Source organism: Pseudomonas sp. PDM26, assembly GCF_019219185.1.
Taxonomy (GTDB): Bacteria; Pseudomonadota; Gammaproteobacteria; order Pseudomonadales; family Pseudomonadaceae; genus Aquipseudomonas.
In genome coordinates, this window is the sequence record NZ_JAHUWC010000001.1 from 106,347 (window position 1) to 131,553 (window position 25,207).

General features: G+C 60.0%; 25 protein-coding genes and 1 other RNA gene. 21 read left to right on the forward strand and 5 right to left on the reverse strand.

Features of this window, described 5'->3' with window-relative positions; all coding sequences use genetic code 11:
* Positions 1-59: 59 nt before the first annotated feature.
* The gene (locus KW849_RS00530; protein WP_218426743.1) at positions 60-1,100 is read right to left on the reverse strand and encodes an NADP(H)-dependent aldo-keto reductase; all 1,041 of its coding nucleotides are present in this window, start codon (positions 1,098-1,100) and stop codon (positions 60-62) included.
* 245 nt (positions 1,101-1,345) lie between these two features.
* Here KW849_RS00530 and rplM point away from each other — a divergent pair, with 245 nt between their 5' ends.
* From rplM to KW849_RS00565, 7 genes are all read left to right on the forward strand, one after another.
* A complete protein-coding gene (rplM, locus tag KW849_RS00535; protein WP_007917032.1) occupies positions 1,346-1,774 on the forward strand; it encodes a 50S ribosomal protein L13 in 429 nt (142 codons plus the stop codon).
* 14 nt (positions 1,775-1,788) lie between these two features.
* Positions 1,789-2,181 carry a 30S ribosomal protein S9 gene (rpsI, locus tag KW849_RS00540; protein ID WP_003205364.1) on the forward strand — a complete coding sequence of 131 codons (393 nt, stop codon included), beginning with the start codon at positions 1,789-1,791 and terminating at the stop codon, positions 2,179-2,181.
* Between the two features lie 269 nt (positions 2,182-2,450).
* The gene (petA, locus tag KW849_RS00545) at positions 2,451-3,044 is read left to right on the forward strand and encodes a ubiquinol-cytochrome c reductase iron-sulfur subunit (protein WP_108214906.1); all 594 of its coding nucleotides are present in this window, start codon (positions 2,451-2,453) and stop codon (positions 3,042-3,044) included.
* Entirely contained in the window at positions 3,044-4,255 is a 1,212-nt protein-coding gene (locus KW849_RS00550) for a cytochrome bc complex cytochrome b subunit (protein WP_108214907.1), read from the forward strand. Before petA ends, KW849_RS00550 begins: the two co-directional genes overlap by 1 nt.
* A complete protein-coding gene (locus KW849_RS00555) occupies positions 4,255-5,037 on the forward strand; it encodes a cytochrome c1 (RefSeq protein ID WP_218426745.1) in 783 nt (260 codons plus the stop codon). The genes KW849_RS00550 and KW849_RS00555 overlap by 1 nt, the downstream gene beginning before the upstream one ends.
* 150 nt (positions 5,038-5,187) lie before the next feature.
* Positions 5,188-5,805 carry a glutathione S-transferase N-terminal domain-containing protein gene (locus tag KW849_RS00560; RefSeq protein ID WP_007972581.1) on the forward strand — a complete coding sequence of 206 codons (618 nt, stop codon included), beginning with the start codon at positions 5,188-5,190 and terminating at the stop codon, positions 5,803-5,805.
* Positions 5,806-5,821: 16 nt separating this feature from the next.
* Complete coding sequence (locus tag KW849_RS00565) at positions 5,822-6,235, forward strand: ClpXP protease specificity-enhancing factor (RefSeq protein ID WP_085715923.1); 414 nt, start codon at positions 5,822-5,824, stop codon at positions 6,233-6,235.
* A 165-nt stretch (positions 6,236-6,400) separates the two neighbouring features.
* Here KW849_RS00565 and KW849_RS00570 read toward each other — a convergent pair whose 3' ends face one another.
* The 4 genes from KW849_RS00570 to KW849_RS00585 form a co-directional block, all read right to left on the reverse strand.
* Positions 6,401-6,979, reverse strand: coding sequence for a BON domain-containing protein (locus KW849_RS00570; protein ID WP_108214909.1), 579 nt, complete (start codon positions 6,977-6,979; stop codon positions 6,401-6,403).
* Positions 6,976-7,569: a phosphoheptose isomerase gene (locus KW849_RS00575; protein WP_007972584.1), complete on the reverse strand. Its 594-nt coding sequence runs from the start codon at positions 7,567-7,569 to the stop codon at positions 6,976-6,978. Before KW849_RS00575 ends, KW849_RS00570 begins: the two co-directional genes overlap by 4 nt.
* 104 nt (positions 7,570-7,673) lie before the next feature.
* On the reverse strand, positions 7,674-8,036 hold the full coding sequence (locus KW849_RS00580) for a YraN family protein (RefSeq protein ID WP_218426747.1): 363 nt from the start codon (positions 8,034-8,036) through the stop codon (positions 7,674-7,676).
* Positions 8,036-9,847 carry a penicillin-binding protein activator gene (locus tag KW849_RS00585; protein WP_218426749.1) on the reverse strand — a complete coding sequence of 604 codons (1,812 nt, stop codon included), beginning with the start codon at positions 9,845-9,847 and terminating at the stop codon, positions 8,036-8,038. The genes KW849_RS00580 and KW849_RS00585 overlap by 1 nt, the downstream gene beginning before the upstream one ends.
* A 177-nt stretch (positions 9,848-10,024) precedes the next feature.
* Between KW849_RS00585 and rsmI the strand changes: the two genes are divergently transcribed.
* The 14 genes from rsmI (at position 10,025) to KW849_RS00655 (ending at position 25,205) form a co-directional block, all read left to right on the forward strand.
* On the forward strand, positions 10,025-10,930 hold the full coding sequence (gene rsmI / locus KW849_RS00590; protein WP_218426751.1) for a 16S rRNA (cytidine(1402)-2'-O)-methyltransferase: 906 nt from the start codon (positions 10,025-10,027) through the stop codon (positions 10,928-10,930).
* Between the two features lie 75 nt (positions 10,931-11,005).
* An RNA gene (rnpB, locus tag KW849_RS00595) (RNase P RNA component class A) lies at positions 11,006-11,359 on the forward strand.
* A 452-nt stretch (positions 11,360-11,811) separates the two neighbouring features.
* On the forward strand, positions 11,812-12,267 hold the full coding sequence (mraZ, locus tag KW849_RS00600; protein ID WP_090286131.1) for a division/cell wall cluster transcriptional repressor MraZ: 456 nt from the start codon (positions 11,812-11,814) through the stop codon (positions 12,265-12,267).
* Positions 12,264-13,211: a 16S rRNA (cytosine(1402)-N(4))-methyltransferase RsmH gene (gene rsmH, locus KW849_RS00605; protein WP_007972589.1), complete on the forward strand. Its 948-nt coding sequence runs from the start codon at positions 12,264-12,266 to the stop codon at positions 13,209-13,211. Before mraZ ends, rsmH begins: the two co-directional genes overlap by 4 nt.
* Positions 13,208-13,501, forward strand: coding sequence for a cell division protein FtsL (gene ftsL, locus KW849_RS00610; RefSeq protein WP_057398001.1), 294 nt, complete (start codon positions 13,208-13,210; stop codon positions 13,499-13,501). Before rsmH ends, ftsL begins: the two co-directional genes overlap by 4 nt.
* Positions 13,501-15,240 carry a penicillin-binding protein 2 gene (locus KW849_RS00615; protein ID WP_218427855.1) on the forward strand — a complete coding sequence of 580 codons (1,740 nt, stop codon included), beginning with the start codon at positions 13,501-13,503 and terminating at the stop codon, positions 15,238-15,240. Before ftsL ends, KW849_RS00615 begins: the two co-directional genes overlap by 1 nt.
* Complete coding sequence (locus tag KW849_RS00620; RefSeq protein ID WP_218426753.1) at positions 15,240-16,703, forward strand: UDP-N-acetylmuramoyl-L-alanyl-D-glutamate--2,6-diaminopimelate ligase; 1,464 nt, start codon at positions 15,240-15,242, stop codon at positions 16,701-16,703. Before KW849_RS00615 ends, KW849_RS00620 begins: the two co-directional genes overlap by 1 nt.
* Positions 16,696-18,063, forward strand: coding sequence for a UDP-N-acetylmuramoyl-tripeptide--D-alanyl-D-alanine ligase (gene murF / locus KW849_RS00625; protein WP_218426755.1), 1,368 nt, complete (start codon positions 16,696-16,698; stop codon positions 18,061-18,063). The genes KW849_RS00620 and murF overlap by 8 nt, the downstream gene beginning before the upstream one ends.
* A complete protein-coding gene (mraY, locus tag KW849_RS00630) occupies positions 18,063-19,145 on the forward strand; it encodes a phospho-N-acetylmuramoyl-pentapeptide-transferase (RefSeq protein WP_108214916.1) in 1,083 nt (360 codons plus the stop codon). Before murF ends, mraY begins: the two co-directional genes overlap by 1 nt.
* Before the next feature lie 6 nt (positions 19,146-19,151).
* Complete coding sequence (gene murD, locus KW849_RS00635; RefSeq protein WP_218426757.1) at positions 19,152-20,498, forward strand: UDP-N-acetylmuramoyl-L-alanine--D-glutamate ligase; 1,347 nt, start codon at positions 19,152-19,154, stop codon at positions 20,496-20,498.
* The gene (ftsW, locus tag KW849_RS00640; protein ID WP_046041925.1) at positions 20,495-21,712 is read left to right on the forward strand and encodes a putative lipid II flippase FtsW; all 1,218 of its coding nucleotides are present in this window, start codon (positions 20,495-20,497) and stop codon (positions 21,710-21,712) included. Before murD ends, ftsW begins: the two co-directional genes overlap by 4 nt.
* Positions 21,702-22,772, forward strand: coding sequence for an undecaprenyldiphospho-muramoylpentapeptide beta-N-acetylglucosaminyltransferase (gene murG / locus KW849_RS00645; protein ID WP_218426759.1), 1,071 nt, complete (start codon positions 21,702-21,704; stop codon positions 22,770-22,772). Before ftsW ends, murG begins: the two co-directional genes overlap by 11 nt.
* Positions 22,765-24,225, forward strand: coding sequence for a UDP-N-acetylmuramate--L-alanine ligase (gene murC, locus KW849_RS00650; protein ID WP_108214920.1), 1,461 nt, complete (start codon positions 22,765-22,767; stop codon positions 24,223-24,225). The genes murG and murC overlap by 8 nt, the downstream gene beginning before the upstream one ends.
* Positions 24,222-25,205 carry a D-alanine--D-alanine ligase gene (locus tag KW849_RS00655; RefSeq protein ID WP_218426762.1) on the forward strand — a complete coding sequence of 328 codons (984 nt, stop codon included), beginning with the start codon at positions 24,222-24,224 and terminating at the stop codon, positions 25,203-25,205. Before murC ends, KW849_RS00655 begins: the two co-directional genes overlap by 4 nt.
* The last annotated feature ends 2 nt before the right edge of the window (positions 25,206-25,207 follow it).

The window sequence follows — 25,207 nt, forward strand, 5'->3', positions numbered from 1 at the left end:
TTCGCGGCGACTGATCGTCCGTCATCGCGAGCAGGCTCGCGATGGGGTCTATGAATCAATCAAGGTGCCGGATTCGGATGATCGTTGTGAATCGCCTCGATCCCTTCCAGTACCTCCTCCGACAATTTCAGATCAAAACTGGCGATGTTGCTCTCCAGTTGCTCCATCGTGGTCGCGCCAATGATGTTGCTGGTCACGAACGGCTGCTGCGTCACAAACGCCAGGGCCATTTGCGCCGGGTCCAGGCCGTGCTCGCGAGCCAGGGCCACGTAACGGCTGCAGGCCGCTTGCGATTGCGGGTTGAAATAGCGGCTGAAGCGGCTGTAGAGGCTCAGGCGACCTTTTGGCGGGCGGGCACCACCTTCGTATTTGCCTGAAAGGAAGCCGAACGCCAGCGGCGAATAGGCGAGCAAACCGCATTGCTCGCGGATGGCGATTTCCGCCAGGCCGACTTCAAAGCTGCGGTTGAGCAGGTTGTACGGGTTCTGGATCGACACGGCGCGCGGCCAGCCCCGGGCTTCGGCCAGGGCCAGGAAGCGCATGGTGCCCCACGGCGTCTCGTTGGACAGGCCGATGTGGCGGATTTTGCCGGCGCGGACCTGCTCGTCCAGTGCTTCGAGGGTGTCTTCCAGCGGGGTCAGGTTGGCTTCGATCTTGTGCTTGTAGCCGAGTTGCCCGAAGAAATTGGTGCTGCGCTCCGGCCAGTGCAATTGATACAGGTCGATGTAATCGGTCTGCAGGCGCTGAAGGCTGGCGTCCACCGCTTCGGTGATGTGCCGGCGGTTGTGGCGCAGGTTTTTATCGCGGATGTAGTCGATGGTGTTGCCGGGGCCGGCGATTTTGCTGGCCAGGATCCAGTCGGCGCGGTCGCCGCGGCTTTTGAAATAATTGCCGATATAGCGTTCGGTGGTGGCGTAGGTTTCGGCCTTGGGTGGTACCGGGTACATCTCGGCGGTGTCGATGAAGTTGATCCCGGCGCCCTTGGCCCGCTCAATCTGGGCGAAGGCGTCTGCCTCGCTGTTTTGCTCGCCCCAGGTCATGGTTCCGAGGCAGAGGGCACTCACGTTCAGATTGGTTCGGCCTAGCTGGCGATAGTCCATCGGGTGCTCCTTGGGCAAAACAATCATAAAAGCAGGTTGAATTATTTTTCGCAATCTGCATAATTGCGCACCTCTTTCTGCAGTGGAAGTGATGCGCCGCCGCCGAAGAATCTTGCCGTTGAACGGACGCGCCGACCCGAGCCCCCGAAAGCGTCTGTATCCGGCTGCCTTTGACTTGTCAAAGTACGCACTATTCAGTAAGATCCGCCGTCTAATTTACAGGGCGGCCCCTGAGGCTATAAAGAATGAAAACTTTTACTGCTAAACCGGAAACAGTAAAGCGCGACTGGTTTGTCGTCGACGCTGCTGGTCAGACCCTGGGTCGTCTGGCCACCGAAATCGCGAGCCGTCTGCGTGGCAAGCACAAGCCTGAGTACACTCCTCACGTTGACACCGGCGACTACATCGTCGTAATCAACGCTGAGCAGATCCGTGTTACCGGTGCTAAAACCACTGACAAAATGTACTACTCCCACTCCGGTTTCCCGGGCGGCATCAAGTCGATCAACTTTGAAAAGCTGATCGCCAAGGCCCCTGAGCGCGTGATCGAGACCGCGGTCAAAGGCATGCTGCCTAAGAACCCGCTGGGTCGCGACATGTACCGTAAGCTGAAAGTCTATGCGGGCGCTGCACACCCACATACTGCTCAGCAGCCCCAAGAACTGAAGTTTTAACGGAATAGTACATTATGTCGGCGACTCAAAATTACGGCACTGGCCGTCGCAAGACCGCAACCGCACGCGTTTTCCTGCGTCCGGGTACTGGTAACATCTCCATCAATAACCGTTCGCTGGATAATTTCTTCGGCCGCGAAACTGCCCGCATGGTAGTTCGTCAGCCGCTGGAATTGACTGAGACTGTCGAGAAGTTCGACATCTACGTCACCGTGATCGGCGGTGGTGTAAGTGGTCAGGCTGGCGCAATCCGCCACGGCATCACTCGCGCTCTGATGGATTACGACGAGACTCTGCGCGGCGCCCTGCGTAAAGCCGGCTTCGTAACCCGCGATGCTCGTGAAGTTGAACGTAAGAAAGTCGGTCTGCGTAAAGCGCGTAAGCGTCCGCAGTACTCGAAGCGTTAATTCGCTTTCACGTTCAAAAAAGAACGCCCAGTTTCCTCACGGAGCTGGGCGTTTTTTTTGTGTCTGCGATTTATCGAAGAATTGCGCTGTGACAACTTGCCACATCCGCAGACGCCCTATACTACAAGGCTTGGGGGTGATGGGCTCCGGTAATTACCTTGTCAGAATTGGGGCTTTTCATTACCATTCGGCAAAATTTTTATAAGTACATAGATTTACTTAGTAGATGCCTGATTTAACAGGCCACAAAGCTGATGGGAGAGGACTGAATGAGCAATGACGGCGTGAATGCAGGCCGGCGTCGCTTCTTGGTAGCAGCCACATCCGTGGTGGGTGCTGCAGGAGCGGTGGGGGCTGCGGTCCCGTTCGTGGGGTCATGGTTTCCCAGTGCCAAGGCGAAAGCCGCAGGTGCACCGGTGAAAGTGAATGTCAGCAAAGTCGAGCCAGGCCAGCAGATGATTGCTGAGTGGCGCGGCCAGCCGGTGTTCATCGTCCGCCGTACGCCGGAAATCCTGGGGAATCTGAAGAAGATCGAGGGCCAGCTCGTTGACCCGACCTCCAAGAACTCGATACAACCGACTTACGTTGATCCGGAAACCCGTTCGATCAAACCTGAGGTTCTGCTGCTGGTCGGTATCTGCACGCACCTGGGTTGCTCGCCGACCTTCCGTCCCGAAGTGGCACCTGCGGATCTGGGGAAAGACTGGGTAGGCGGTTATTTCTGCCCTTGCCACGGTTCCCACTACGATCTGGCTGGTCGCGTCTACAAGTCGCAACCTGCGCCTTTGAACCTGCCAGTTCCCCCGCATTCCTATGAGACCGACGACATCATTGTCATTGGCGTCGATACGGAGAAGGCGTGATGAGCAAATTCATGGATTGGGTTGATGCACGCTTTCCCGCCACCAAGATGTGGGAAGACCATCTCAGCAAGTATTACGCTCCGAAGAACTTCAACTTCTTCTATTTCTTTGGCTCCCTGGCGCTGCTCGTTCTGGTCAACCAGATCGTTACCGGCGTCTGGCTGACCATGAGCTATAACCCGTCGGCGGAAGAGGCGTTTGCCTCCGTCGAATACATCATGCGCGACGTCGAGTACGGCTCGATCCTGCGTCTGCTGCACTCCACCGGCGCGTCGGCGTTCTTTATCGTGGTCTATCTGCACATGTTCCGTGGCCTGCTCTACGGTTCGTACCAGAAGCCGCGTGAGCTGGTGTGGGTCTTCGGCATGCTGATCTACCTGGCGCTGATGGCCGAAGCCTTCATGGGGTACCTGCTGCCGTGGGGTCAGATGTCCTACTGGGGTGCCCAGGTAATCATCTCGCTGTTCGGTGCGATCCCGGTCATCGGCAACGACCTGACCCAGTGGATTCGTGGTGACTACCTGATTTCCGGTATTACCCTGAACCGTTTCTTTGCCTTGCACGTGGTTGCCCTGCCGATCGTTATCCTGGGTCTGGTGGTACTGCACATCCTGGCGTTGCACGAAGTCGGCTCGAACAACCCGGACGGCGTGGACATCAAGAAGCACAAGGACGAAAACGGCATACCGCTGGACGGCATTGCCTTCCACCCGTACTACACCGTGAAAGATATCGTCGGCGTGGTGGTGTTCCTGTTCATCTTCTGCTCGATCGTGTTCTTCTTCCCGGAAATGGGCGGTTACTTCCTCGAAAAGCCGAACTTTGAAGTGGCGAACGCCTTCAAGACCCCAGAGCACATCGCTCCGGTCTGGTACTTCACCCCGTTCTACGCCATCTTGCGCGCGATTCCGGACAAGCTCCTTGGTGTGATCGCCATGGGCGCGGCCATTGCTGTGCTGTTCGTCCTGCCATGGCTCGACCGCAGTCCGGTCAAGTCGATGCGCTACAAAGGCTGGCTGAGCAAGATCTGGCTCTGGTTGTTCTGCATCGCGTTCGTGATCCTGGGTGTGCTGGGCGTATTGGCTCCAACCCCTGAGCGTACGTTGCTGTCGCAGGTATGTACCTTCCTGTACTTCGCCTACTTCATTCTGATGCCGTTCTACACCCGGCTCGAGAAGACCAAACCGGTTCCGGAAAGGGTGACTGGCTGATGAAAAAACTATTTGCTGTATTGATGCTTGCTGCGCTGCCAGTGTTCGCTTTCGCAGCTGAGCACGGTGGCCCGGAGCTCGAAAAAGTCGACATCGACGTTTCCGATAAAGCAGCCATGCAGGATGGCGCACGTACGTTCGCCAACTACTGCATGGGTTGCCACAGTGCCAAGTTCCAACGCTATGAGCGAGTTGCCGACGACCTGGGCATTCCCCATGAGTTGATGCTGGAGAAGCTGATGTTCACTGGCGCCAAGATCGGCGACCACATGAGCATCGGCATGCAGCCGGCGGACGCCAAGGCCTGGTTTGGCGCCGCGCCGCCGGACCTGACCCTGGTTGCCCGTGTTCGCGGTACCGATTGGCTCTACGGTTACCTGAAGTCGTTCTACGAAGATCCGTCGCGTCCATGGGGTGTGAACAACAAGGTCTTCCCGAACGTGGGCATGCCAAACGTCCTGGCCGGCCTGCAAGGTCGCCAGGTGGTTGGTTGCAAACAGGTTCAGATCGTCGAAGGCGGAAAAAAGCAATTTGATCCGCTGACCGGTACGCCATTGACTCATGAAGCGTGCGATCAACTGACCATCGTGCCGAAAAGCGGTGCTCTGACTGAAGAGCAGTTCGATGAGAAGGTCAAGAATCTGGTAACCTTCCTGGCTTACTCGGCTAACCCGGTTAAGCTGCAACATCAGCGCATCGGTACGTACGTATTGTTGTACCTGGCGTTCTTCTTCGTCTTCGCTTACCTGCTCAAGCGCGAATACTGGAAAGACGTGCACTGATAAAGCTTCAAGCTATTGCTGTTAATCGCGCGCGCCCAAGGGCGCCTCTGAAGATGTAGCGAGCCTGGTTATCCAGTCGTTACGGGAGGCGCCCTCTGGGCGCGCTCGTTTTTCCGCGTTCGATAATTTCTACAAGCGAGGAGGATCGCCATGGGCGTGACCAATCGGTTGGCCTGTTACTCCGACCCCGCCGACCACTATTCCCACCGAGTGCGCATCGTACTGGCAGAGAAGGGTGTCAGCGCCGAGATCATTTACGTGGAAGCTGGACGTCAGCCACCTAAACTGATTGAGGTGAACCCTTACGGCAGCTTGCCCACCCTGGTCGATCGCGACCTGGCGTTGTGGGAGTCGACTGTGGTGATGGAATATCTGGATGAGCGTTACCCGCACCCGCCGCTACTGCCGGTTTATCCCGTGGCGCGTGCCAACAGTCGCCTGCTGATACACCGTATTCAGCGAGATTGGTGTGGTCTGGTGGACCTGATTCTGGATTCGCGGACCAAGGAAGCGGCCCGTGCCGTGGCTCGTAAAGAGTTGCGCGAAAGCCTGACGGGTGTGTCGCCACTGTTCGCCGACAAGCCGTTTTTCCTCAGCGAGGAACAAAGTCTGGTGGACTGCTGCCTACTACCAATACTCTGGCGATTGCCGATCCTGGGTATAGAACTGCCGCGGCCGGCCAAGCCGCTGCTTGATTATATGGAGCGCCAGTTTGCGCGTGAGGCTTTCCAGGCGAGTCTGTCTGGTGTCGAACGCGATATGCGCTAAGGCTTAAGGAGCCGCTATGAACTCCAGTCGACCTTATCTGGTCCGCGCGCTCTATGAGTGGATTGTGGACAACGATTGCACCCCGCACATGCTGGTCAATTCCGAGTATCCGTCGGTACAGGTGCCTCAGGGGTTTGCCAGTGACGGACAAATCGTCCTGAACGTATCGCCGCAGGCCGTGCGCCACTTGCACATGGATAACGAGGCGGTCAGTTTCGAGGGGCGCTTTGGTGGAGTGCCGCACACCTTGTACGTGCCTATTGCATCGATCCTGGGTATCTACGCCCGGGAGAATGGTCAGGGCATGGTGTTTGATCTGGAATCGCCGATGGGCGAGGACGAAGAGATCGAGCCGGATGACGATCTTCCACCACCCGACAGTGAGCCGCCGCGTCCAAGCGGTCGACCCAGTTTGAAGGTGGTGAAGTAATAAAAAAGGCGATCCGAGAGGATCGCCTTTTTTATTACTTCACCACCTTCAAACGTAGGAGCTGTCGAGTGAAACGAGGCTGCGATCTTTTGATTTTGTTTTTTAAGATCAAAAGATCGTCCGAACGCGGCCCGAGCCTGCGACAGCTCCTACAGGTGGCGTGTGTCAGTCGATGTACTCAAACAACTTCACAATCTTCTGCACGCCGGAAACACCTTGCACCAGGTTGGTCGCCTGTGCAGCTTCCTGTTTGGTCAGCAGGCCCAGCATGTAGACAATGCCGTTTTCAGTGACGATCTTGATGCGCGAACCGGGGATGTTGGCATCGGCGAGCATCTGGGCCTTGATCTTGGAGGTCAACCAGGTGTCGTTCTGACGGGCCAGGAAGCTGGAGGGTGGCAGGATTTGCAGTTCGTTGTGCACCTGCTTCACGCGCTGAACAGCGGCGGCGGCCTGTTCGGCCTTGGCTTTGAGATCTGCACGTGGTGTTTGCCCGGCGAGCAGCACGACGCCGTTGAAGCTGGTGACGACGATGTGCGAGTCCTTATCCAGGGCCGGGTCAGCCTTGGCGATGTTCACGCCAACCTTGGTGTCGATCAGGGAGTCGTCGATCTTGCTGCCCAGTGTGCGGGTGCCGCGGTCATCTTCAATCGGTGCTTCACGGCTGGCAGTCACCACCGAGGTGCAGCCACTGATGCCGAGGCACAGGGTCAAGGCCAGTAGGCCAAGGCGATTAGGGGTCATTCTTCACTCCCGAACAATTGGCTGTCGATCAAGTCGCAAAGGCAATGGATCGCCAGCAGGTGGACTTCTTGAATACGAGCGGTGACGTTGGCCGGTACGCGAATCTCGACGTCCTCGGGCAACAGCAGCGACGCCATGCCGCCGCCATCACGTCCCGTCAATGCTACGACAATCATTTCGCGATCATGTGCGGCCTGGATCGCTTGAATTATGTTGGCCGAGTTGCCGCTGGTGGAGATAGCCAGCAACACATCGCCCGGTTGGCCGAGTGCGCGGATCTGCTTGGAGAAGATTTCGTTGTAGCTGTAGTCGTTGGCGATCGAGGTGATCGTCGAGCTGTCGGTCGTCAGGGCGATGGCCGGCAGGCTCGGACGCTCGCGCTCAAAGCGATTGAGCAGCTCGGACGAGAAGTGCTGGGCGTCGCCGGCAGAGCCGCCGTTACCACAGGAAAGCATTTTTCCTTCGTTGAGCAGGGCGTTGACCATGACCTGGCTGGCTTGCTCGATGTGCGGTGCAAGTACTTCCATCGCCTGTTGCTTGGTGTCGATACTGGCCTGAAAAAGCTGGCGAATTCGGGATTGCATGTCCATCTGTGTGACCTTAAGTGGCGCGGCTGTTCGGCACATGAATGTGCAGCCCGCAAAGCAAAGAGCAAAAGTGTTCGGTGATAGTGTCCGGTTCGCACTGCCGGCGATCAGCCGTCGAAGGCATTCTGTAGCCAGTTCAACTGATCGAGGTGGCTGTCGATGGCAATCACGTCGAAGCGGCAAGGGGAATTGGCCCAGCGCGACTCGCGCTGAAGAAAATATTGCGCGGCGAAAATCAGTTTTTGCCGTTTGCGCTCATCGATGCTGTCGAGCGCGCCACCCCATTGAGTGTTTTTTCTGTAGCGGACTTCAACGAATACTACTGTATCGCCATCTAGCATGACCAGATCAAGCTCGCCGCGTTTGCACAACCAGTTCTGCGCCAGCAGGCGCAGACCCTGTTGTTGAAGATGCTCGAGCGCATGGCGCTCGGCATCCCTGCCGCTTTGCTGGCGTGACCTGTCAGGCATCAGCGAGTGGTATCCGGCAGGCGCTGGACCTGGCCATTGGCGAACTCGGCCCATGGCAACTGGCGCACGACCCGCTGGCTCTGAGACATGCCAAGGCTGCCCGATTCACCGTTGATGCGGCTGTCCGGCAGAGACTTGAGTTGGCCCAGGCGCGGTGCCAGGCGATAGGCGTCCACACCCATGGCATACAGGCGCCCCAGGCTGCCGGCGGCTTGAGGCCACTGGGCGGTGACCTGGCGGCGCAGCGGGTCGTTGGCGTCCAGCAACCATGGCGTCTCGCAGAAGCGGATGCCATTCATGTCGTTGTACTGGTTGACGTCGCCGCTGGCGCTGAACACGTGAGAGGTGGCGTAGACCGGTACATCGCCTGCGTACTGGAAGTTCAGGGTCGGTTTGATCTGCTGGGCCTGTTGTGGTGTTGCCGCGAGGAAGATGAACTCGATGTCCTGGCGGCGCGATGGCTGGGCCGCGACTTGCGAGCCAACGGTGCTTTGCAGGCTCTTGGCGCGACCTTCGCTCTGACGCAGCTGGAACATGTCGGCAATCTGCTGGGCCAACTGGACCGGTTGATCGACGCGTTCGGTGGCGACGATGGTGCCGCCATTGGCTTGCCAGTCCTGGCTGAACGCCTTGAGTACGCGGTCGCCCCACTCACCCTTTGGCACCATGATGGCTGCGCGGTGAAGGCCGTCGGCGCGAGCGCGGCGCGACACTTCACGGGCTTCATCTTCAGCGGCAAGACCGAACTGGAACAACTGCGCCGGACCCTGATCGCCTTCGCTGTAGTTCAGCGCGAGTGTGGTGATCGGCAATTGCGGGCGAGCGCTCAGCTGTTTGACCAGCGGCTTCTCCAGTGGGCCGACGACCAGTTGCACGCCATCGGCCTGGGCCTTGCGGTAGAACTCGTCCATGGAGGTCAGGCGCGAGCTGTCATAGAACTCGATGGCGGGTGGTTTCTGCCCGGCCTGTTGTGCCTGGTAGTGAGCAGCCATGAAGCCGTCGCGCAGTGCTTTGCCGACCGAGGCCAAGGGACCGTCCTGAGGCAGCAGCAGGGCGATCTTGTTCAGGGGCTGGCTGGCCAGTTCCTTGAGTTGGGTCAGTGGCTGCGGCAATTGAATGGCTGCCGGGTGTTTCGGATTCTGCGCGCGCCATTTGTCGATGGCGGCTTGTTGCTGCTCCAGGGTGCCGGCGGATTTCACGGCCAGCGCGAGGGCCATCCAGCCGCCGAGATCGTCGGTGGTGTTCGGTTGCAATTGCTCGGTCGGCAGCGAAGCGATCAGCGTCCAGATAGCTTCGTGGTTTTTGCTCGCGGCTTCACCTTCTAGCATCGGTGCGATGAAAATGCGCTCCCGAGCAGCGGCGAGGGTCTGGCCATCGGCTTCAAGGGCGCGGGCGTGAACGGTGCCGGTGCGGACCTGTTGCTCTACGGGCAGTTCGCTCAAGCGTTGCATGCTCGGATGGCTCAAGGCCGTCAGTGCGGCCTTGGGCTGGTTGCGGGTCATGGCCAGTTCAGCCGCCAGAGTGTTGGCGAAAATCTGTTGGCCCGGCTTGAGCTGCTCGGTCGGAACCTGTTGCAGGATTTGCGCGGATTGGCCGGCATTGCCCTGGCGATAGGCCAGGTCGGCAGCGCTCAAGCGCAGCAAGGCGGCATCTTCCGGCGATTTGCTTTGGGAGGCCTTCTCAAGCAGTTGCTCGATACTGGCATCCGGTGTCCGTGGAAGTTCGCCAAGGCTGGAGGAGGGCGAGCTGGCGCAAGCCGCCAGCAAGGCAGCGAGGCAGAGGGCAGATAACAGCCGCAGGCAAGCGATCATGTAAGCGTTCCTGATACTCGATCAAATTAGCGTGGAATTGTACCCAAGCACTGGCCGGGGCGCGATGTTACTGGTGTGAATCGATCAATTTAGCTGGTGTAAATGTTGCGCCAGCGCACAAATAGTCGCCGAGACCTCCTTTGGTTGCGCGTATCGTGAGTCTCGCGACGCGTTACAATGGCGACTTTTACCGATCATGAGGTGTGCGCTTTGACTGCTCCAGGTGCTTTGAATTCCGCTGCTGGCTCGCTTTATGTGGTGGCGACGCCCATCGGCAACCTGGATGACATCAGTGCGCGGGCGCTGAAGATCCTGCGTGAAGTGGCCTTGATTGCCGCGGAAGACACCCGCCATTCCCAGCGCCTGATGCAACACTTCGGCATTGCCACGCCATTGGCGGCCTGCCATGAGCACAACGAGCGGGATGAAGGTAGCCGCTTTATCACTCGCCTGCTTGCCGGTGACAACGTGGCGTTGATCTCCGACGCCGGGACGCCGCTGATTTCCGATCCGGGTTATCACCTGGTCCGGCAGGCTCGGGCAGCAGGCATCAATGTAGTGCCGGTTCCAGGTGCCTGCGCGTTGATTGCAGCGTTGTCGGCGGCGGGTCTGCCTTCCGACCGATTCATTTTCGAAGGTTTCCTCCCGGCCAAGGCGGTGGGGCGGCGGGCGCGTCTCGAGCAGGTAAAGGAAGAGCCGCGCACCTTGATCTTCTACGAGGCTCCGCATCGCATCCTTGAATGCCTGCAAGACATGGAGCTGGTGTTCGGTCCCGAGCGTCCGGCGCTGCTTGCCCGTGAGTTGACCAAGACGTTTGAAACCCTCAAGGGCCTGCCAATGGCTGAGCTGCGCGAGTTTGTAGAGTTGGACAGCAACCAGCAGCGCGGCGAGTGCGTGGTGCTGGTGGCGGGCTGGTCCGCGCCGGAGGAGGAAGGTGCCGTCAGCAGCGAGGCGATGCGCATCCTCAACCTGTTGCTCGAAGAAATGCCGCTCAAGCGTGCGGCGGCTTTGGCGGCGCAAATCACCGGCGAGCGAAAGAATGTGCTGTACCAGATCGCGCTGGATCAGCAGAAAGGCGAGTAAAACCCGACGCACAGGCGTGCTCTATGGCGCTTGGTGCTTGTTCTTCGGGCGCTCTGCCGGTAACCTTCGCGGCGGAGAGTCGATCGGACAGTCGCTGCCTCCTATGAAAATTAGGGGGGGGAGGAAAGTCCGGGCTCCATAGGGCGAAGTGCCAGGTAACGCCTGGGAGGCGCGAGCCTACGGAAAGTGCCACAGAAAATAACCGCCTAAGCGCTTCGGCGCCGGTAAGGGTGAAAAGGTGCGGTAAGAGCGCACCGCACGTCTGGCAACAGTTCGTGGCTAGGTAAACCCCACTTGGAGCAAGACCAAATAGGGTCCCAAGGCGTGGCCCGCGCTGGGACCGGGTAGGTTGCTAAAGATGTCCAGTGATGGCCATCGTAGACGAATGACTGTTCAAGACAGAACCCGGCTTACAGATCGACTCTCCACCTTTTTTTCTCCTCTCTGCTGTAAGTTATTAGGCAGAGTGTGTCGGTGGTAGCAATTTCCCTCCTTGCACAGTCGTCAGGAGAAGCGGTTTTGTGATATCGATTAGCCCGCGCTTGTAGTGATCGCATAAACTCCACGCAGCACCGGTTTCCCTCCTTACACAATCATCCGCAGAACCTCTTTTGTAATACCAAAAAAATCTTACTCTTAATAAATTACTTTAACTTCATAACGCAGCCTTCTGTGCTGATTCAAGTTATCGGGCGGATTCATCTGCCAGATTTTCGTTACCCCTCCGTTAATGCTCCTAAATCTCAGTTCTGTAAGGATTTTCCTTTAATCCGCGCCTTGACGGTGTGGTGGGGGCATTCCTATAGTGTGCGTAAGTGGCGGAAAGTGGCATGAAGTGGGTTTTTTGAACTCAAAACGCTAGAATTTGGAGAAGCGCTGACGTGTTTCGCGGAGCCAACGCTATCAGTCTCGATGCAAAGGGCCGTCTCGCAATGCCGAGCCGGTACCGTGACGAGCTCGATTCGCGGAGTTCCGGGCAGTTGATCGTCACGATTGATGCCGTTGATCCATGTTTGTGTGTTTACCCCCTCGATGAGTGGGAAATTATTGAAACCAAACTGCGCGCACTGCCTTCGCTTCGCGAAGAGAACCGTCGCCTGCAACGTTTACTGATTGGTAATGCCGTCGACCTCGAGCTCGATGGCAGTGGTCGTTTTCTGGTTCCGCCGCGTCTTCGTGAATATGCCAGGTTGGATAAGCGCGCGATGTTGGTAGGCCAACTGAACAAGTTCCAATTGTGGGACGAGGATGCCTGGAACGCGGTTTCTGCCGCTGACCTGGCTGCCATTCAACAACCGGGCGCTATGCCTGATGAACTGCGTGATTTGATCCTGTGACTATTGATAGCGGCTTTAACCACATCACCGTACTGCTTGACGAAGCCGTCGAGGCTCTCGCCGTACGTCCTGATGGCTGCTATCTGGACGGCACGTTCGGACGCGGCGGACACAGCCGGTTGATCCTCAGTCAGCTCGGTCCCGATGGTCGGTTGCTCGGATTCGATAAAGATCCACAAGCGATTGCCACCGGGCAAACGCTAGCGGCCGAAGACGGCCGCTTTGTCGTTGTGCAGCGCAGCTTTGCCGAGCTCGGTTCGGAAGTCGCCGAACGCGGTCTGGCCGGCAAGGTCAGCGGCGTGCTGCTGGATCTGGGCGTGTCTTCGCCACAGCTCGACGATCCTGAGCGCGGCTTCAGCTTCCTCAATGATGGTCCGCTGGACATGCGCATGGATCCGTCCCGTGGCATCAGCGCCGCCGAGTTCGTCAACACCGCTCCCGTGGAAGAAATCGCGCGGGTGTTCAAGGAATATGGCGAAGAGCGTTTCTCCGGCCGCATGGCCCGAGCAGTGGCCGAGCGCCGCGACATCAAGCCATTTGAGCGCACCGGTGACCTGGCGGAAGTCCTGAAGGTCGCCAACCCGGCGTGGGAAAAGGGCAAGAACCCTGCAACCCGTGCGTTCCAGGGCTTGCGTATTCACGTCAACAACGAACTGGGTGATCTGGAAACCGGCCTCGAAGCCGCGCTGGAATGCCTGGAAGTGGGCGGTCGCCTGGTCGTCATCAGCTTCCACTCGCTGGAAGACCGTATCGTCAAACTGTTCATGCGCAAGCTGGTGAAAGGCGAAGCCGACAACCTGCCGCGCAACCTCCCGGTTCGGCATGTCGCCTTCGAACCGAAAATCAAAGTCCATGGCAAAGCGCAGACGGCCTCCGACGCCGAACTCAAAGCCAACCCACGTTCCCGTAGTGCTGTCATGCGTGTGGCGGAGAAGCTGCGGTGAGCAAGCTTTTCGCCAAGCCATTGCCCGGCGGAAGCTTCTTCATGCTGCTGCTGTTTGTCGGCGTGCTCATTTCGGCCATTGGCGTGTCCTACAGCGCTCACTGGAACCGTCAGCTATTGAATTCGCTGTACAACGAATTGAGCGTGCGCGACAAGGCGCAAGCCGAGTGGGGCCGGTTGATTCTGGAGCAGAGCACCTGGACCGCCCACAGCCGTATTGAAGTGCTGGCCACCGAACAATTGAAAATGCACATCCCCGGTGCCGCTGACGTGAAGATGGTGGCGCCATGATGAAACTCGAAGGTGCACTCTTTCCTTGGCGGTTCCGCGTGGTGCTGGGTTTGCTCGGCATCATGGTGGTCGCGATTGCCTGGCGCATCATCGATTTGCAAGTGGTGGACCGTGCCTTCCTCAAAGGTCAGGGCGATGCCCGCAGTGTTCGTCATATTCCAATTCCGGCTCACCGTGGTCTGATCACCGACCGTAACGGCGAGCCCTTGGCCGTGAGTACTCCGGTCACCACCCTTTGGGCCAATGCCAAGGAAATGCAAACGGCCAAAGAGAAGTGGCCGGCACTGGCGGCTGCCTTGGGGCAGGACCCGAAAGCCCTGGCCGAACGTCTCGAAGCCCAGGCCAACAAGGAATTCATTTACCTGGTGCGCGGGCTGACGCCTGAGCAGGGCCAGGCCGTGCTCGACCTGAAGGTGCCAGGTGTCTACGGCATCGAAGAGTTCCGGCGGTTTTATCCTGCCGGCGAGGTCACCGCCCATATGGTCGGTTTTACCGACATCGACGATCACGGTCGTGAAGGCGTCGAACTGGCCTACGACGAATGGCTGGCCGGGGTCCCTGGCAAGCGTCAGGTGATCAAGGACCGGCGCGGCCGGCTGATCAAGGATGTCCAGGTCACCAAAAACGCCAAGGCCGGCAAGCCCTTGGCGTTGTCCATTGACCTGCGCCTGCAATACCTGGCCAACCGCGAATTGCGCAACGCGATCATCGAGAACGGCGCCAAGGCCGGCAGCCTGGTGATCATGGACGTGAAGACCGGCGAGATTCTCGCGATGGTCAACCAGCCGACCTACAACCCGAACAACCGTCGCAACCTGCAACCGGCGATGATGCGTAACCGCGCGATGATCGACGTGTTCGAGCCGGGTTCGACCATGAAAGCGATTTCGATGGCCGCGGCCATCGAAACCGGGCGCTGGAAACCGAGCGACACTGTCGAGGTGTATCCGGGCTCCTTGCAGATTGGCAAGTACACCATCAAGGACGTATCCAAGAGCGAAGGTCCAGTGCTCGACCTGGCCGGCATCCTGATCAATTCCAGTAACGTCGGCATGAGCAAGATCGCGTTCGATATCGGTGGCGAGACGATTTTCCGCCTCGCCCAGAAAGTCGGTCTTGGCCAGGATACCGGCCTTGGCTTCCCGGGCGAGCGTGTCGGCAACCTGCCGAACTACCGCGATTGGCGCAAGGCTGAAACTGCCACGCTGTCCTACGGCTACGGTGTTTCCGTGACGGCGATCCAGTTGGTCCACGCCTTCTCGGCCCTGGCCAACAACGGTCGCCTTGCACCGCTGACTTTGATCAAAACCGACAAGGCGCCGCAGACCACCCAGGTGCTGCCGGAAGCCGTCGCGAAAACCATGCAAGGCATGCTGCAGCAAGTGATCGAAGCGCCGCGCGGTGTGTTCCGTGCACAGGTGCCGGCCTATCACGTAGGCGGCAAGTCTGGTACTGCGCGTAAAACTTCGGTCGGCACCAAAGGTTATGCCGAGAATTCCTACCGTTCGCTGTTCGCCGGCTTCGGCCCGATGAGCGATCCGCGTTACGCCATCGTGGTGGTGATCGACGAGCCGACCAAGGCCGGTTACTTCGGTGGCCTGGTTTCCGCGCCGGTGTTCAGCCGCGTGATGTCGGGCACCCTGCGCCTGATGAACATTACACCGGACAACCTGCCACCTACTCAACAAGCGAACGCAACACCGGTCGTTCCGCTGAAAGCCAATGGAGGGCGCGGCTGATGTCTCTGAGCCTGAACAAGATTTTCCCTCACGCCGGCCACGATCTGCTGATTCGCGAACTCGCCCTGGACAGCCGTAATGTGCGCGCAGGTGATCTGTTCCTGGCCGTCCCGGGCGGGAAGTTCGATGGGCGCGCACATATTGCCGACGCCTTGCAACGCGGCGCGGCTGCGGTGGCCTATGAAGTAGAAGGCGCCACGATCCTGCCAATCACCGAAGTGCCGCTGATTCCGGTCAAGGGCCTGGCGGCTCAACTGTCGGACATCGCCGGGCGTTTTTATGGCGAGCCGAGCCATCACCTGAACCTGGTGGGCGTAACCGGCACCAACGGCAAGACCAGTGTGACGCAATTGGTCGCCCAGGCACTGGACCTGCTCGGCCAGCACTGCGGCCTGGTCGGCACACTCGGTTCCGGTTTCTACGGCGCGCTGGAAAGCGGCCTGCACACCACGCCGAATCCGATTGCCGTGCAAGCGACCCTGGCGGACTTGAAGAAGGCCGGGGCCAAAGCCGTGGCGATGGAGGTTTCTTCCCATGGCCTGGACCAGGGCCGTGTAACGGCATTGGCCTTCGATGTGGCGGTGATGACCAACCTGTCCCGCGATCACCTGGATTACCACGGGACCATGCAAGCTTACGGCGAAGCCAAGGGCAAGCTGTTTGCCTGGAATGACTTGAAATGCCGCGTGATCAACCTCGACGACGAGTTTGGCCGGCAACTGGCTGCCGACAAGCTCGAATCGCGATTGATCACCTACAGCCTGGAAGATTCCCGCGCCTACCTGTATTGCCGCCAGGCGCAATTCGACGACGAAGGTGTGCGCGCCACGCTGGTCACGCCACAGGGCGAGCACCTCTTGCGCAGCACCTTGCTCGGTCGCTTCAACCTGAGCAATGTCCTGGCGGCGGTCGGCGCGTTGCTCGGACTGGATTACGCACTGGACGAAATCCTCAAGGTGCTGCCAGCGCTCGAAGGCCCTGCCGGGCGCATGCAGCGTCTGGGCGGTGGCTCGCAGCCATTGGTGGTGGTCGACTACGCCCACACCCCGGATGCGCTGGAAAAAGTACTGCTGGCCCTGCGTCCACACGCCAAGGGCCGGTTGCTGTGCCTGTTCGGCTGTGGCGGCGACCGCGATCGCGGCAAGCGTCCATTGATGGCCGAAGTGGTCGAGCGCCTGGCCGATGGCGTACTGGTGACCGATGACAATCCGCGCACTGAAGATCCATCGGTGATTTTCGATGACATCCGCGCCGGTTTCACGGCTGAGGATAAAGTGGAGTTCGTTGCCGGTCGCGGTCAGGCGATTGCCCGGTTGATCGCCGGTGCCTCGGTGGATGACGTGATTGTCCTGGCCGGTAAAGGTCACGAGGACTATCAGGAAATCAACGGCGAACGCCATGCCTTTTCCGATCTGGTCGAGGCCGGTCGTGCCTTGACCGCGTGGGAGGTGGCCCATGCTTAAGGCCTTGAGACTGAGTGAACTGACCGGTGCGCTGAATGCTCGTCTGGTGTCTGCCGATGCCAGCTTCGACGGCGTCAGTATCGACAGCCGTGCAATCAAGCCGGGTCAGCTGTTTATTGCCCTGGCCGGTCCGCGTTTTGACGGTCATGACTATCTCAATGAAGTCGCCGCCAAGGGCGCCGTGGCTGCGCTGGTCGAGCGTGAAGTCGCCGACAGCACGCTGCCGCAATTGCTGGTCAGCGACACTCGCCAGGCCCTTGGCCAGTTAGGCGCGCTGAATCGCGCCGCCTACACCCGTCCGGTCGCGGCCGTTACCGGTTCCAGCGGCAAGACCACGGTCAAGGAAATGCTTGCGAGCATCCTGCGCACGCGCGGCGCAGTGCTGGCGACTCGTGGGAACCTGAACAACGACCTTGGCGTTCCGCTGACCCTGCTCGAACTGGCGCCGGAACATACCGCTGCGGTGATCGAGCTGGGTGCCTCGCGCCTAGGCGAAATTGCCTACACCGTGAGCATGACCAAACCCCATGTGGCCGTTCTCAATAACGCCGGGACCGCCCACGTCGGCGAGTTCGGCGGTCCGGAAAAAATCGTCGAAGCCAAGGGCGAGATTATCGAAGGGCTGGATGCCGATGGCGTCGCCGTTCTCAATCTTGACGACAAGGCATTCGGTATCTGGAAAGCGCGCGCCGGTGACCGCAAAGTGCTGACGTTTGCGTTGAGCAACGCCAGCGCCGATTTCCATGCCAGTGACCTGGCCACCGATGCTCGCGGCTGCCCGGCGTTCAACCTGCACAGTCCTGAAGGTGTGGCGCGCGTTCAACTGAACCTGCTCGGCACCCACAACGTCGCCAATGCCATGGCCGCCGCCGCTGCCGCCCATGCCCTGGGTGTGTCGCTGTCCGGTATCGCCGCTGGCCTTGGCGCGGTGCAACCGGTCAAGGGTCGCACCGTTGCGCAATTGGCCAGCAATGGCATGCGCGTGATCGATGACACTTACAACGCCAATCCCACCTCCATGTGCGCTGCCGTTGATATACTGGCCGGCTTTTCCGGTCGCACCGTCCTGGTGCTCGGGGATATCGGCGAGTTGGGCGAATGGGCGGAGCAGGGGCACCGCGACGTGGGCGAGTACGCCCGTGGCAAGGTTTCTGCGCTGTACGCCGTCGGGCCAATGATGGCTCACGCCGTGAACGCATTCGGTCCAAAGGCTTTTCACTTCAGCACGCAGGCTGAGCTGATCAAGGCCCTGGGCGCCGAACAAGACACAAACACCACCATTTTGATCAAGGGGTCGCGCAGCGCTGCGATGGAAAACGTCGTTGCCGCCTTGTGCGGGTCCAGTCTGGAGAAACATTAATGCTGCTGCTGCTAGCGGAGTATCTGCAACAGTTCTACAAAGGCTTCGCGGTCTTCCAGTACCTGACCCTGCGCGGGATTCTCGGTGTACTGACCGCGCTGGTCTTGTCGCTGTGCTATGGCCCGTGGATGATCCGCACCCTGCAGAACCGTCAGATCGGTCAGTCCGTTCGCAATGACGGCCCGCAGTCACACCTGTCCAAATCGGGTACACCGACCATGGGCGGCGCACTGATTCTGTCGTCCATCGGTGTCAGCACCCTGCTTTGGGCTGACCTGAGCAACCGTTACGTCTGGGTCGTACTGTTGGTGACCCTGCTGTTCGGCGCCATCGGCTGGGTCGACGACTACCGCAAGGTCATCGAGAAAAACTCTCGGGGGCTGCCAAGTCGCTGGAAGTATTTCTGGCAGTCGGTATTCGGTCTGGGCGCAGCGATCTTTCTGTATGTAACCGCCGCCACGCCGGTGGAAACCACGCTGATCCTGCCGATGCTCAAGGACTACAGCATTCCATTGGGCGCCGGCTTCATCGTCCTGACCTATTTCGTGATTGTCGGTTCGAGCAACGCGGTCAACCTGACCGATGGCCTCGACGGCCTGGCGATCATGCCGACGGTGATGGTGGGCGGCGGCCTGGGCATTTTCTGCTACCTGTCGGGTAACGTGAAATTCGCCGAATACCTGCTGATCCCTTACGTACCGGGCGCAGGTGAGCTGATCGTGTTCTGTGGCGCACTGATCGGAGCCGGCCTGGGCTTCCTCTGGTTCAACACCTATCCGGCACAAGTCTTCATGGGCGACGTCGGCGCACTGGCGCTGGGCGCGGCCCTGGGCACCATCGCGGTGATCGTCCGTCAGGAAATCGTCCTGTTCATCATGGGCGGCGTGTTCGTGATGGAAACCCTGTCAGTGGTCATTCAGGTTGCCTCTTTTAAACTGACCGGTCGCCGCGTATTCCGCATGGCACCGATTCACCACCACTTTGAACTCAAGGGCTGGCCCGAGCCACGCGTGATCGTCCGTTTCTGGATCATCACCGTGATTCTCGTGCTGGTCGGCCTTGCCACCCTGAAGCTGAGGTAGAAACTCGTGTCTCTGATCGCTTCTGACCACTTCCGCATCGTTGTCGGCCTCGGCAAGAGCGGCATGTCCCTGGTTCGCTTCCTGGCGAACCGGGGCGTGGCGTTTGCCGTGGCCGATACGCGGGAAAATCCACCGGAACTGGCCACGCTCAAGCGTGACTATCCGCACGTGGAAGTGCGTTGTGGCGAGCTGGACGTCGAGTTCCTGTGCCGTGCCGACGAGCTCTACATCAGCCCCGGTCTGGCGCTGGCGACCCCGGCCCTGCAGGCCGCTGCCGCCCGTGGCGTGAAATTGTCCGGCGACATCGAACTGTTCGCGCGTAACGCGAAGGCGCCGATCGTGGCCATCAGCGGCTCCAACGCGAAAAGTACCGTGACCACGCTGGTCGGCGAGATGGCTGCTGCGGCGGGCAAGCGTGTTGCCGTCGGCGGCAACCTCGGTACGCCGGCGCTGGATCTGCTGCGCGACGACGTCGAGCTGTACGTGATGGAGTTGTCGAGTTTCCAGCTGGAAACCACCGATCAGCTCAACGCCGAAGTGGCCACCGTGCTCAATATCAGCGAAGACCACATGGACCGTTACAGCGGTCTGCCGGCCTATCACCTGGCCAAGCACCGGATCTTCCGTGGCGCCAGACAGTTCGTGGTCAATCGTCAGGATGCCCTGAGTCGTCCGTTGATGGGAGAAGGGCAGCCATGCTGGACCTTCGGCCTGAGCAAACCCGACTTCAAATCCTTCGGTATCCGTGAAGAAGACGGCGAAAAATACCTGGCCTTCGAGTTCCAGAACCTGATGCCGGTGCGCGAATTGAAGATTCGCGGTGCCCATAACCAGTCCAACGCGCTGGCGGCCCTGGCCCTGGGCCATGCGGTCGGCCTGCCATTCGATGCCATGCTGTCGAGCCTGCGTACCTTCGCCGGTCTCGAACATCGCTGCCAATGGGTCCGCGACCTCGACGGCGTGGCCTATTACAACGACTCCAAGGCCACCAACGTCGGCGCCGCACTGGCCGCCATCGAAGGCTTGGGTGCGGACATCGAGGGCAAGATCGTGCTGATCGCCGGTGGCGACGGCAAGGGTGCCGAGTTCAATGACCTGCGCGATCCGGTGGCGGCCAACTGCCGCGCCGTGGTGCTGATGGGGCGTGACTCCGACAAGATCGGCGAAGCCATCGGCGATGCTGTACCGCTGATCCGCGCCGGCTCCCTGGTCGACGCCGTCGAGCAATGCCGTGCCGCCGCCCAGCCGGGCGACGTGGTGCTGCTGTCGCCAGCCTGCGCCAGTTTTGACATGTTCAAAAACTACGAAGACCGTGGTCACCAGTTCGTCCAAGCCGTGGAGGATCTGGCATGAGTCTCAAAGGCATCATCAAGCCGTATCCATCGCCGCTCATCACCGGGCGCGGTATCGACCTCGATTTCCCGATGCTTGCCGGTTGCCTGACGCTGCTCGGTCTTGGGCTGATCATGATTGCCTCGGCATCGACCGAAGTGGCGGCAGTGCAGTCTGGCAGCGCCCTGTATTACATGATTCGCCACCTTATTTACGTGGTGCTGGGTCTGGGTGCCTGCATCGTCACCATGATGATCCCGATTGCCACCTGGCAACGCCTGGGCTGGTTGATGCTGCTGGGTGCGTTCGGCTTGCTGGTGATGGTGATCGTCCCGGGAATCGGTCGTGAGGTTAACGGCTCGATGCGCTGGATCGGCTTCAGTTTCTTCAACGTCCAGCCTTCCGAGATCGCCAAGGTGTTCGTGGTGATCTACCTCGCCGGTTATCTGGTGCGTCGCCAGAAGGAAGTGCGTGAAAGCTGGATGGGCTTCTTCAAACCGTTCATCGTGCTGCTGCCGATGGCGGGCCTGCTGCTGATGGAGCCGGACTTCGGTGCCACCGTGGTGATGATGGGGGCGGCGGCGGCGATGCTGTTCCTTGGCGGCGTCGGGCTGTTCCGTTTTTCCCTGATGGTGGTGCTGGCCGTCGGCGCGGTGGTGCTGTTGATTCAAATGCAGCCGTATCGAATGGCGCGTCTGACCAACTTTGCCGATCCGTGGGCCGACCAGTTCGGCGCCGGCTATCAGTTGTCCCAGGCATTGATTGCTTTCGGCCGTGGCGAATGGCTGGGCGTTGGCCTGGGCAACAGCGTGCAGAAACAGTTTTACCTGCCGGAAGCCCACACTGACTTCGTATTCTCGGTCCTGGCCGAAGAACTGGGCGCGGTGGGTTCGCTGTGCACCGTGGCATTGTTCGTCTTCGTGTGTATTCGTGGCATGTACATCGGACTATGGGCTGAAAAGGCCAAGCAGTTTTTTGCTGCTTATGTCGCCTACGGTCTGTCGTTCCTGTGGATTGGTCAGTTCCTGATCAACATTGGTGTAAACGTCGGTCTGCTGCCGACCAAGGGTCTGACCCTGCCGTTCCTCAGTTATGGCGGTAGTTCGTTGGTGATCTGCTGTGCCTGTCTCGGCTTGTTGCTGCGCATCGAGTGGGAAAGTCGAACCCACCTGGGCAGTGAGGAGATGGAGTTCCATGAGAGCGACTTCGCCGAGGAGCCGAACCATGGGCGCTAACGTCATGATCATGGCCGGCGGCACCGGTGGCCACGTGTTCCCGGCGCTGGCCTGTGCCCGCGAATTCCAGGCGCGCGGCTATACCGTGCACTGGCTCGGCACCCCGCGTGGCATCGAGAACGATCTGGTGCCGGCGGCCGGTATCGAGTTGCATCGGATCAACGCCAGCGGTCTGCGCGGCAAGGGCAAATTGTCCCTGCTCAAGGCACCGTTCATGTTGTTCAAGTCGGTCTGGCAGGCGCGGGCGATCATTCGTCGGCTGCGGCCGGTCTGCGTGGTCGGCTTTGGTGGTTATGTGACCGGTCCTGGTGGCGTTGCCGCCAAACTGGCCGGCGTGCCGGTGATTGTTCACGAGCAGAACGCCGTGGCCGGTACCGCCAATCGGTTGCTGGTGCCGTTGGCCGCCCGAGTCTGTGAAGCGTTCCCCGACACCTTTACCCTGTCGAGCAGCCGCCGGACCACCGGTAATCCGGTGCGCACCGAGCTGTTCCTCGAGACATCGCGACCTGCCCTGGCCGGTCGCAAGGCGCGTTTGCTGATCCTGGGCGGAAGCCTGGGCGCAGAACCGTTGAACAAGTTGCTGCCTGAAGCCCTGTCGCAAGTCGCTGTCGATTTGCGTCCGGAAGTGTTCCATCAGGCCGGCAAAAACCACGATGAAGTGACTGCAGAGCGCTATCGCGCGGCTGGCGTCGAGGCGCAGGTGCAGCCCTTCATCAAAGACATGGCCCAAGCCTACAGCTGGGCCGACCTGGTGGTATGTCGCGCAGGCGCGCTGACCATCAGTGAACTGGCCGCCGCCGGTCTGCCCTCGATGCTGGTGCCTTTGCCTCATGCCATCGACGATCACCAGACCCGCAACGCCGAATATTTGGCCCGTGAAGGCGCAGCCTTCCTGATGCCGCAAAGAACGACTGGCGCAGCGGATCTTGCCGCTCGCCTGACAGAGGTCCTGATGCAACCACAACGACTCAATGAAATGGCTACCGCGGCGCGCCGCCTGGCCAAACCCGATGCCACCCGTAACGTGGTCGACAGCTGCCTGGAGGTGGCCCATGGTTGAGAGTCAGAAAGCCATGCCGCAACCGGAAATGCGCCGTATCCGTCGCATCCACTTCGTCGGTATCGGCGGTGTGGGCATGTGCGGGATTGCCGAAGTGTTGTTGAACCTGGGCTATGAAGTGTCCGGTTCCGACCTGAAGGCTTCGCCAGTGACCGAGCGTCTGGAGTCCTTTGGGGCGCAGATCTTCATCGGCCACCGCGCCGAGAACGCTGCTGCCGCCGATGTGCTGGTGGTGTCGAGCGCCGTGAACACGTCCAACCCGGAAGTCGCGACCGCACTGGAGCGCCGCATTCCGGTGGTGCCGCGCGCAGAGATGCTGGCTGAGCTGATGCGTTATCGCCACGGCATCGCCGTTGCCGGTACCCACGGCAAAACCACGACCACCAGCCTGATCGCTTCGGTGTTCGCCGCCGGTGGCCTGGACCCGACGTTCGTGATCGGTGGCCGCCTGAATGCCGCGGGCACCAATGCCCAGCTCGGCACCAGCCGCTACCTGATCGCCGAGGCCGACGAAAGCGATGCGAGCTTCCTGCACTTGCAGCCGCTGGTGGCCGTGGTCACCAACATCGATGCCGATCACATGGCGACCTACGATGGTGACTTCAACAAACTGAAGAAAACCTTCGTCGAATTCCTCCATAACCTGCCGTTTTACGGTCTGGCGGTGGTGTGCCTGGACGATCCGGTGGTGCGTGAAATCCTCCCGCAGGTCAAGCGTCCGACCGTTACCTACGGCTTCGGCGAAGACTGCGACGTGCGCGCCATCAATGTGCGCCAACAAGGCATGCAGACCTTCTTCACCGTACTGCGTCCCGACCGCGAGCCACTGGATGTTTCGGTGAACATGCCGGGCAACCACAACGTATTGAACGCCCTTGCGACCATCTGCATCGCCACCGACGAAGGCGTCAGCGATGAAGCCATCGTCCAGGGCCTGTCCGGGTTCCAGGGTGTCGGCCGACGCTTCCAGGTCTACGGCGAACTGCCGGTAGACGGCGGCAATGTGATGCTGGTCGACGACTACGGTCACCACCCGACCGAAGTCGCGGCCGTGATCAAGGCCGTGCGCGGTGGCTGGCCGGAACGCCGCCTGGTGATGGTCTACCAGCCGCACCGTTACAGCCGCACCCGTGACCTGTACGACGATTTCGTCAATGTGCTGGCCGACGCCAACGTACTGCTGCTGATGGAAGTCTACCCGGCCGGCGAAGAGCCGATTCCGGGCGCCGACAGCCGCAAGCTGTGCAACAGCATCCGTCAGCGTGGCCAGCTCGACCCGATCTACATCGAGCGTGGTGTCGACCTTGCGCCAGTGGTCAAGCCGCTGCTGCGCGCCGGTGACATCCTGCTGTGCCAGGGCGCCGGCGATATCGGCGGTCTTGCACCAAAACTGTTGAAAAGCGAGTTGTTCGCCGGTGCCGTTGCCGCGCCGGAGAAGGGGAAGTTGAAATGACTGCTGCCTACGCCAACCTGGTCTCCACGATCGCGCCGAAAGACTTCGGCCGCGTCGCCGTGCTGTTCGGCGGCAAGAGTGCCGAGCGTGAGGTCTCCCTGAAGTCGGGTAACGCCGTTCTGGACGCACTGCAAAGCGCCGGTGTGGACGCGTTCGGTCTCGACGTGGGCGATGACCTGCTGCAGCGACTGCTCAATGAAAAGATCGACCGCGCCTTCATCATCCTCCACGGCCGTGGCGGTGAAGACGGCAGCATGCAGGGCCTGCTCGAATGCCTGGGCATTCCGTACACCGGCAGCGGCATCCTGGCTTCGGCGCTGGCCATGGACAAACTGCGCACCAAGCAGGTCTGGCACAGCCTGGGCATTCCGACCCCGCGTCACGCGGTACTGAGCAGCGAAGCCGATTGTATTTCGGCGGCGACGGAACTGGGCTTCCCTTTGATCGTCAAACCGGCCCATGAAGGTTCAAGTATCGGTATGGCCAAAGTGAGTTCCGCGTCCGAATTGATCGACGCATGGAAAGCGGCCAGTACCTACGATTCGCAAGTGCTGGTCGAGCAATGGATTCACGGTCCGGAGTTCACCATAGCCACCCTGCGTGACCAGGTGTTGCCACCGATTGCCCTGGGCACGACGCACAGCTTCTACGACTACGACGCCAAGTACATCGCCAACGATACCCAGTACCGCATTCCGTGCGGTCTGGACAGCGCCAAGGAAAAGGAACTCATGGACCTCACGGCGAAAGCCTGTGAAGCGCTGGGTATCGCCGGTTGGGGCAGGGCAGACGTGATGCAGGACGCCGACGGGCAGTTCTGGTTCCTGGAAGTCAACACCGCACCGGGCATGACCGATCACAGCCTGGTGCCGATGGCGGCCCGTGCCGCCGGTCTGGATTTCCAGCAACTGGTACTGGCCATTCTGGCCGAGAGCGTTGCCGGCAACACTGCCGGTAACCAAGAGTCGACGAGAGGTTAAGG

Bases quoted from the DNA above. Each gene is read 5' to 3' on its own strand.
- KW849_RS00530 (WP_218426743.1), bottom strand. From the start codon at position 1,100: ATGGACTATCGCCAGCTAGGCCGAACCAATCTGAACGTGAGTGCCCTC.
- rplM (WP_007917032.1), top strand. From the start codon at position 1,346: ATGAAAACTTTTACTGCTAAACCGGAAACAGTAAAGCGCGACTGGTTT.
- rpsI (WP_003205364.1), top strand. From the start codon at position 1,789: ATGTCGGCGACTCAAAATTACGGCACTGGCCGTCGCAAGACCGCAACC.
- petA (WP_108214906.1), top strand. From the start codon at position 2,451: ATGAGCAATGACGGCGTGAATGCAGGCCGGCGTCGCTTCTTGGTAGCA.
- KW849_RS00550 (WP_108214907.1), top strand. From the start codon at position 3,044: ATGAGCAAATTCATGGATTGGGTTGATGCACGCTTTCCCGCCACCAAG.
- KW849_RS00555 (WP_218426745.1), top strand. From the start codon at position 4,255: ATGAAAAAACTATTTGCTGTATTGATGCTTGCTGCGCTGCCAGTGTTC.
- KW849_RS00560 (WP_007972581.1), top strand. From the start codon at position 5,188: ATGGGCGTGACCAATCGGTTGGCCTGTTACTCCGACCCCGCCGACCAC.
- KW849_RS00565 (WP_085715923.1), top strand. From the start codon at position 5,822: ATGAACTCCAGTCGACCTTATCTGGTCCGCGCGCTCTATGAGTGGATT.
- KW849_RS00570 (WP_108214909.1), bottom strand. From the start codon at position 6,979: ATGACCCCTAATCGCCTTGGCCTACTGGCCTTGACCCTGTGCCTCGGC.
- KW849_RS00575 (WP_007972584.1), bottom strand. From the start codon at position 7,569: ATGGACATGCAATCCCGAATTCGCCAGCTTTTTCAGGCCAGTATCGAC.
- KW849_RS00580 (WP_218426747.1), bottom strand. From the start codon at position 8,036: ATGCCTGACAGGTCACGCCAGCAAAGCGGCAGGGATGCCGAGCGCCAT.
- KW849_RS00585 (WP_218426749.1), bottom strand. From the start codon at position 9,847: ATGATCGCTTGCCTGCGGCTGTTATCTGCCCTCTGCCTCGCTGCCTTG.
- rsmI (WP_218426751.1), top strand. From the start codon at position 10,025: ATGGCGACTTTTACCGATCATGAGGTGTGCGCTTTGACTGCTCCAGGT.
- KW849_RS00615 (WP_218427855.1), top strand. From the start codon at position 13,501: ATGAAACTCGAAGGTGCACTCTTTCCTTGGCGGTTCCGCGTGGTGCTG.
- KW849_RS00620 (WP_218426753.1), top strand. From the start codon at position 15,240: ATGTCTCTGAGCCTGAACAAGATTTTCCCTCACGCCGGCCACGATCTG.
- murF (WP_218426755.1), top strand. From the start codon at position 16,696: ATGCTTAAGGCCTTGAGACTGAGTGAACTGACCGGTGCGCTGAATGCT.
- mraY (WP_108214916.1), top strand. From the start codon at position 18,063: ATGCTGCTGCTGCTAGCGGAGTATCTGCAACAGTTCTACAAAGGCTTC.
- ftsW (WP_046041925.1), top strand. From the start codon at position 20,495: ATGAGTCTCAAAGGCATCATCAAGCCGTATCCATCGCCGCTCATCACC.
- murG (WP_218426759.1), top strand. From the start codon at position 21,702: ATGGGCGCTAACGTCATGATCATGGCCGGCGGCACCGGTGGCCACGTG.
- murC (WP_108214920.1), top strand. From the start codon at position 22,765: ATGGTTGAGAGTCAGAAAGCCATGCCGCAACCGGAAATGCGCCGTATC.
- KW849_RS00655 (WP_218426762.1), top strand. From the start codon at position 24,222: ATGACTGCTGCCTACGCCAACCTGGTCTCCACGATCGCGCCGAAAGAC.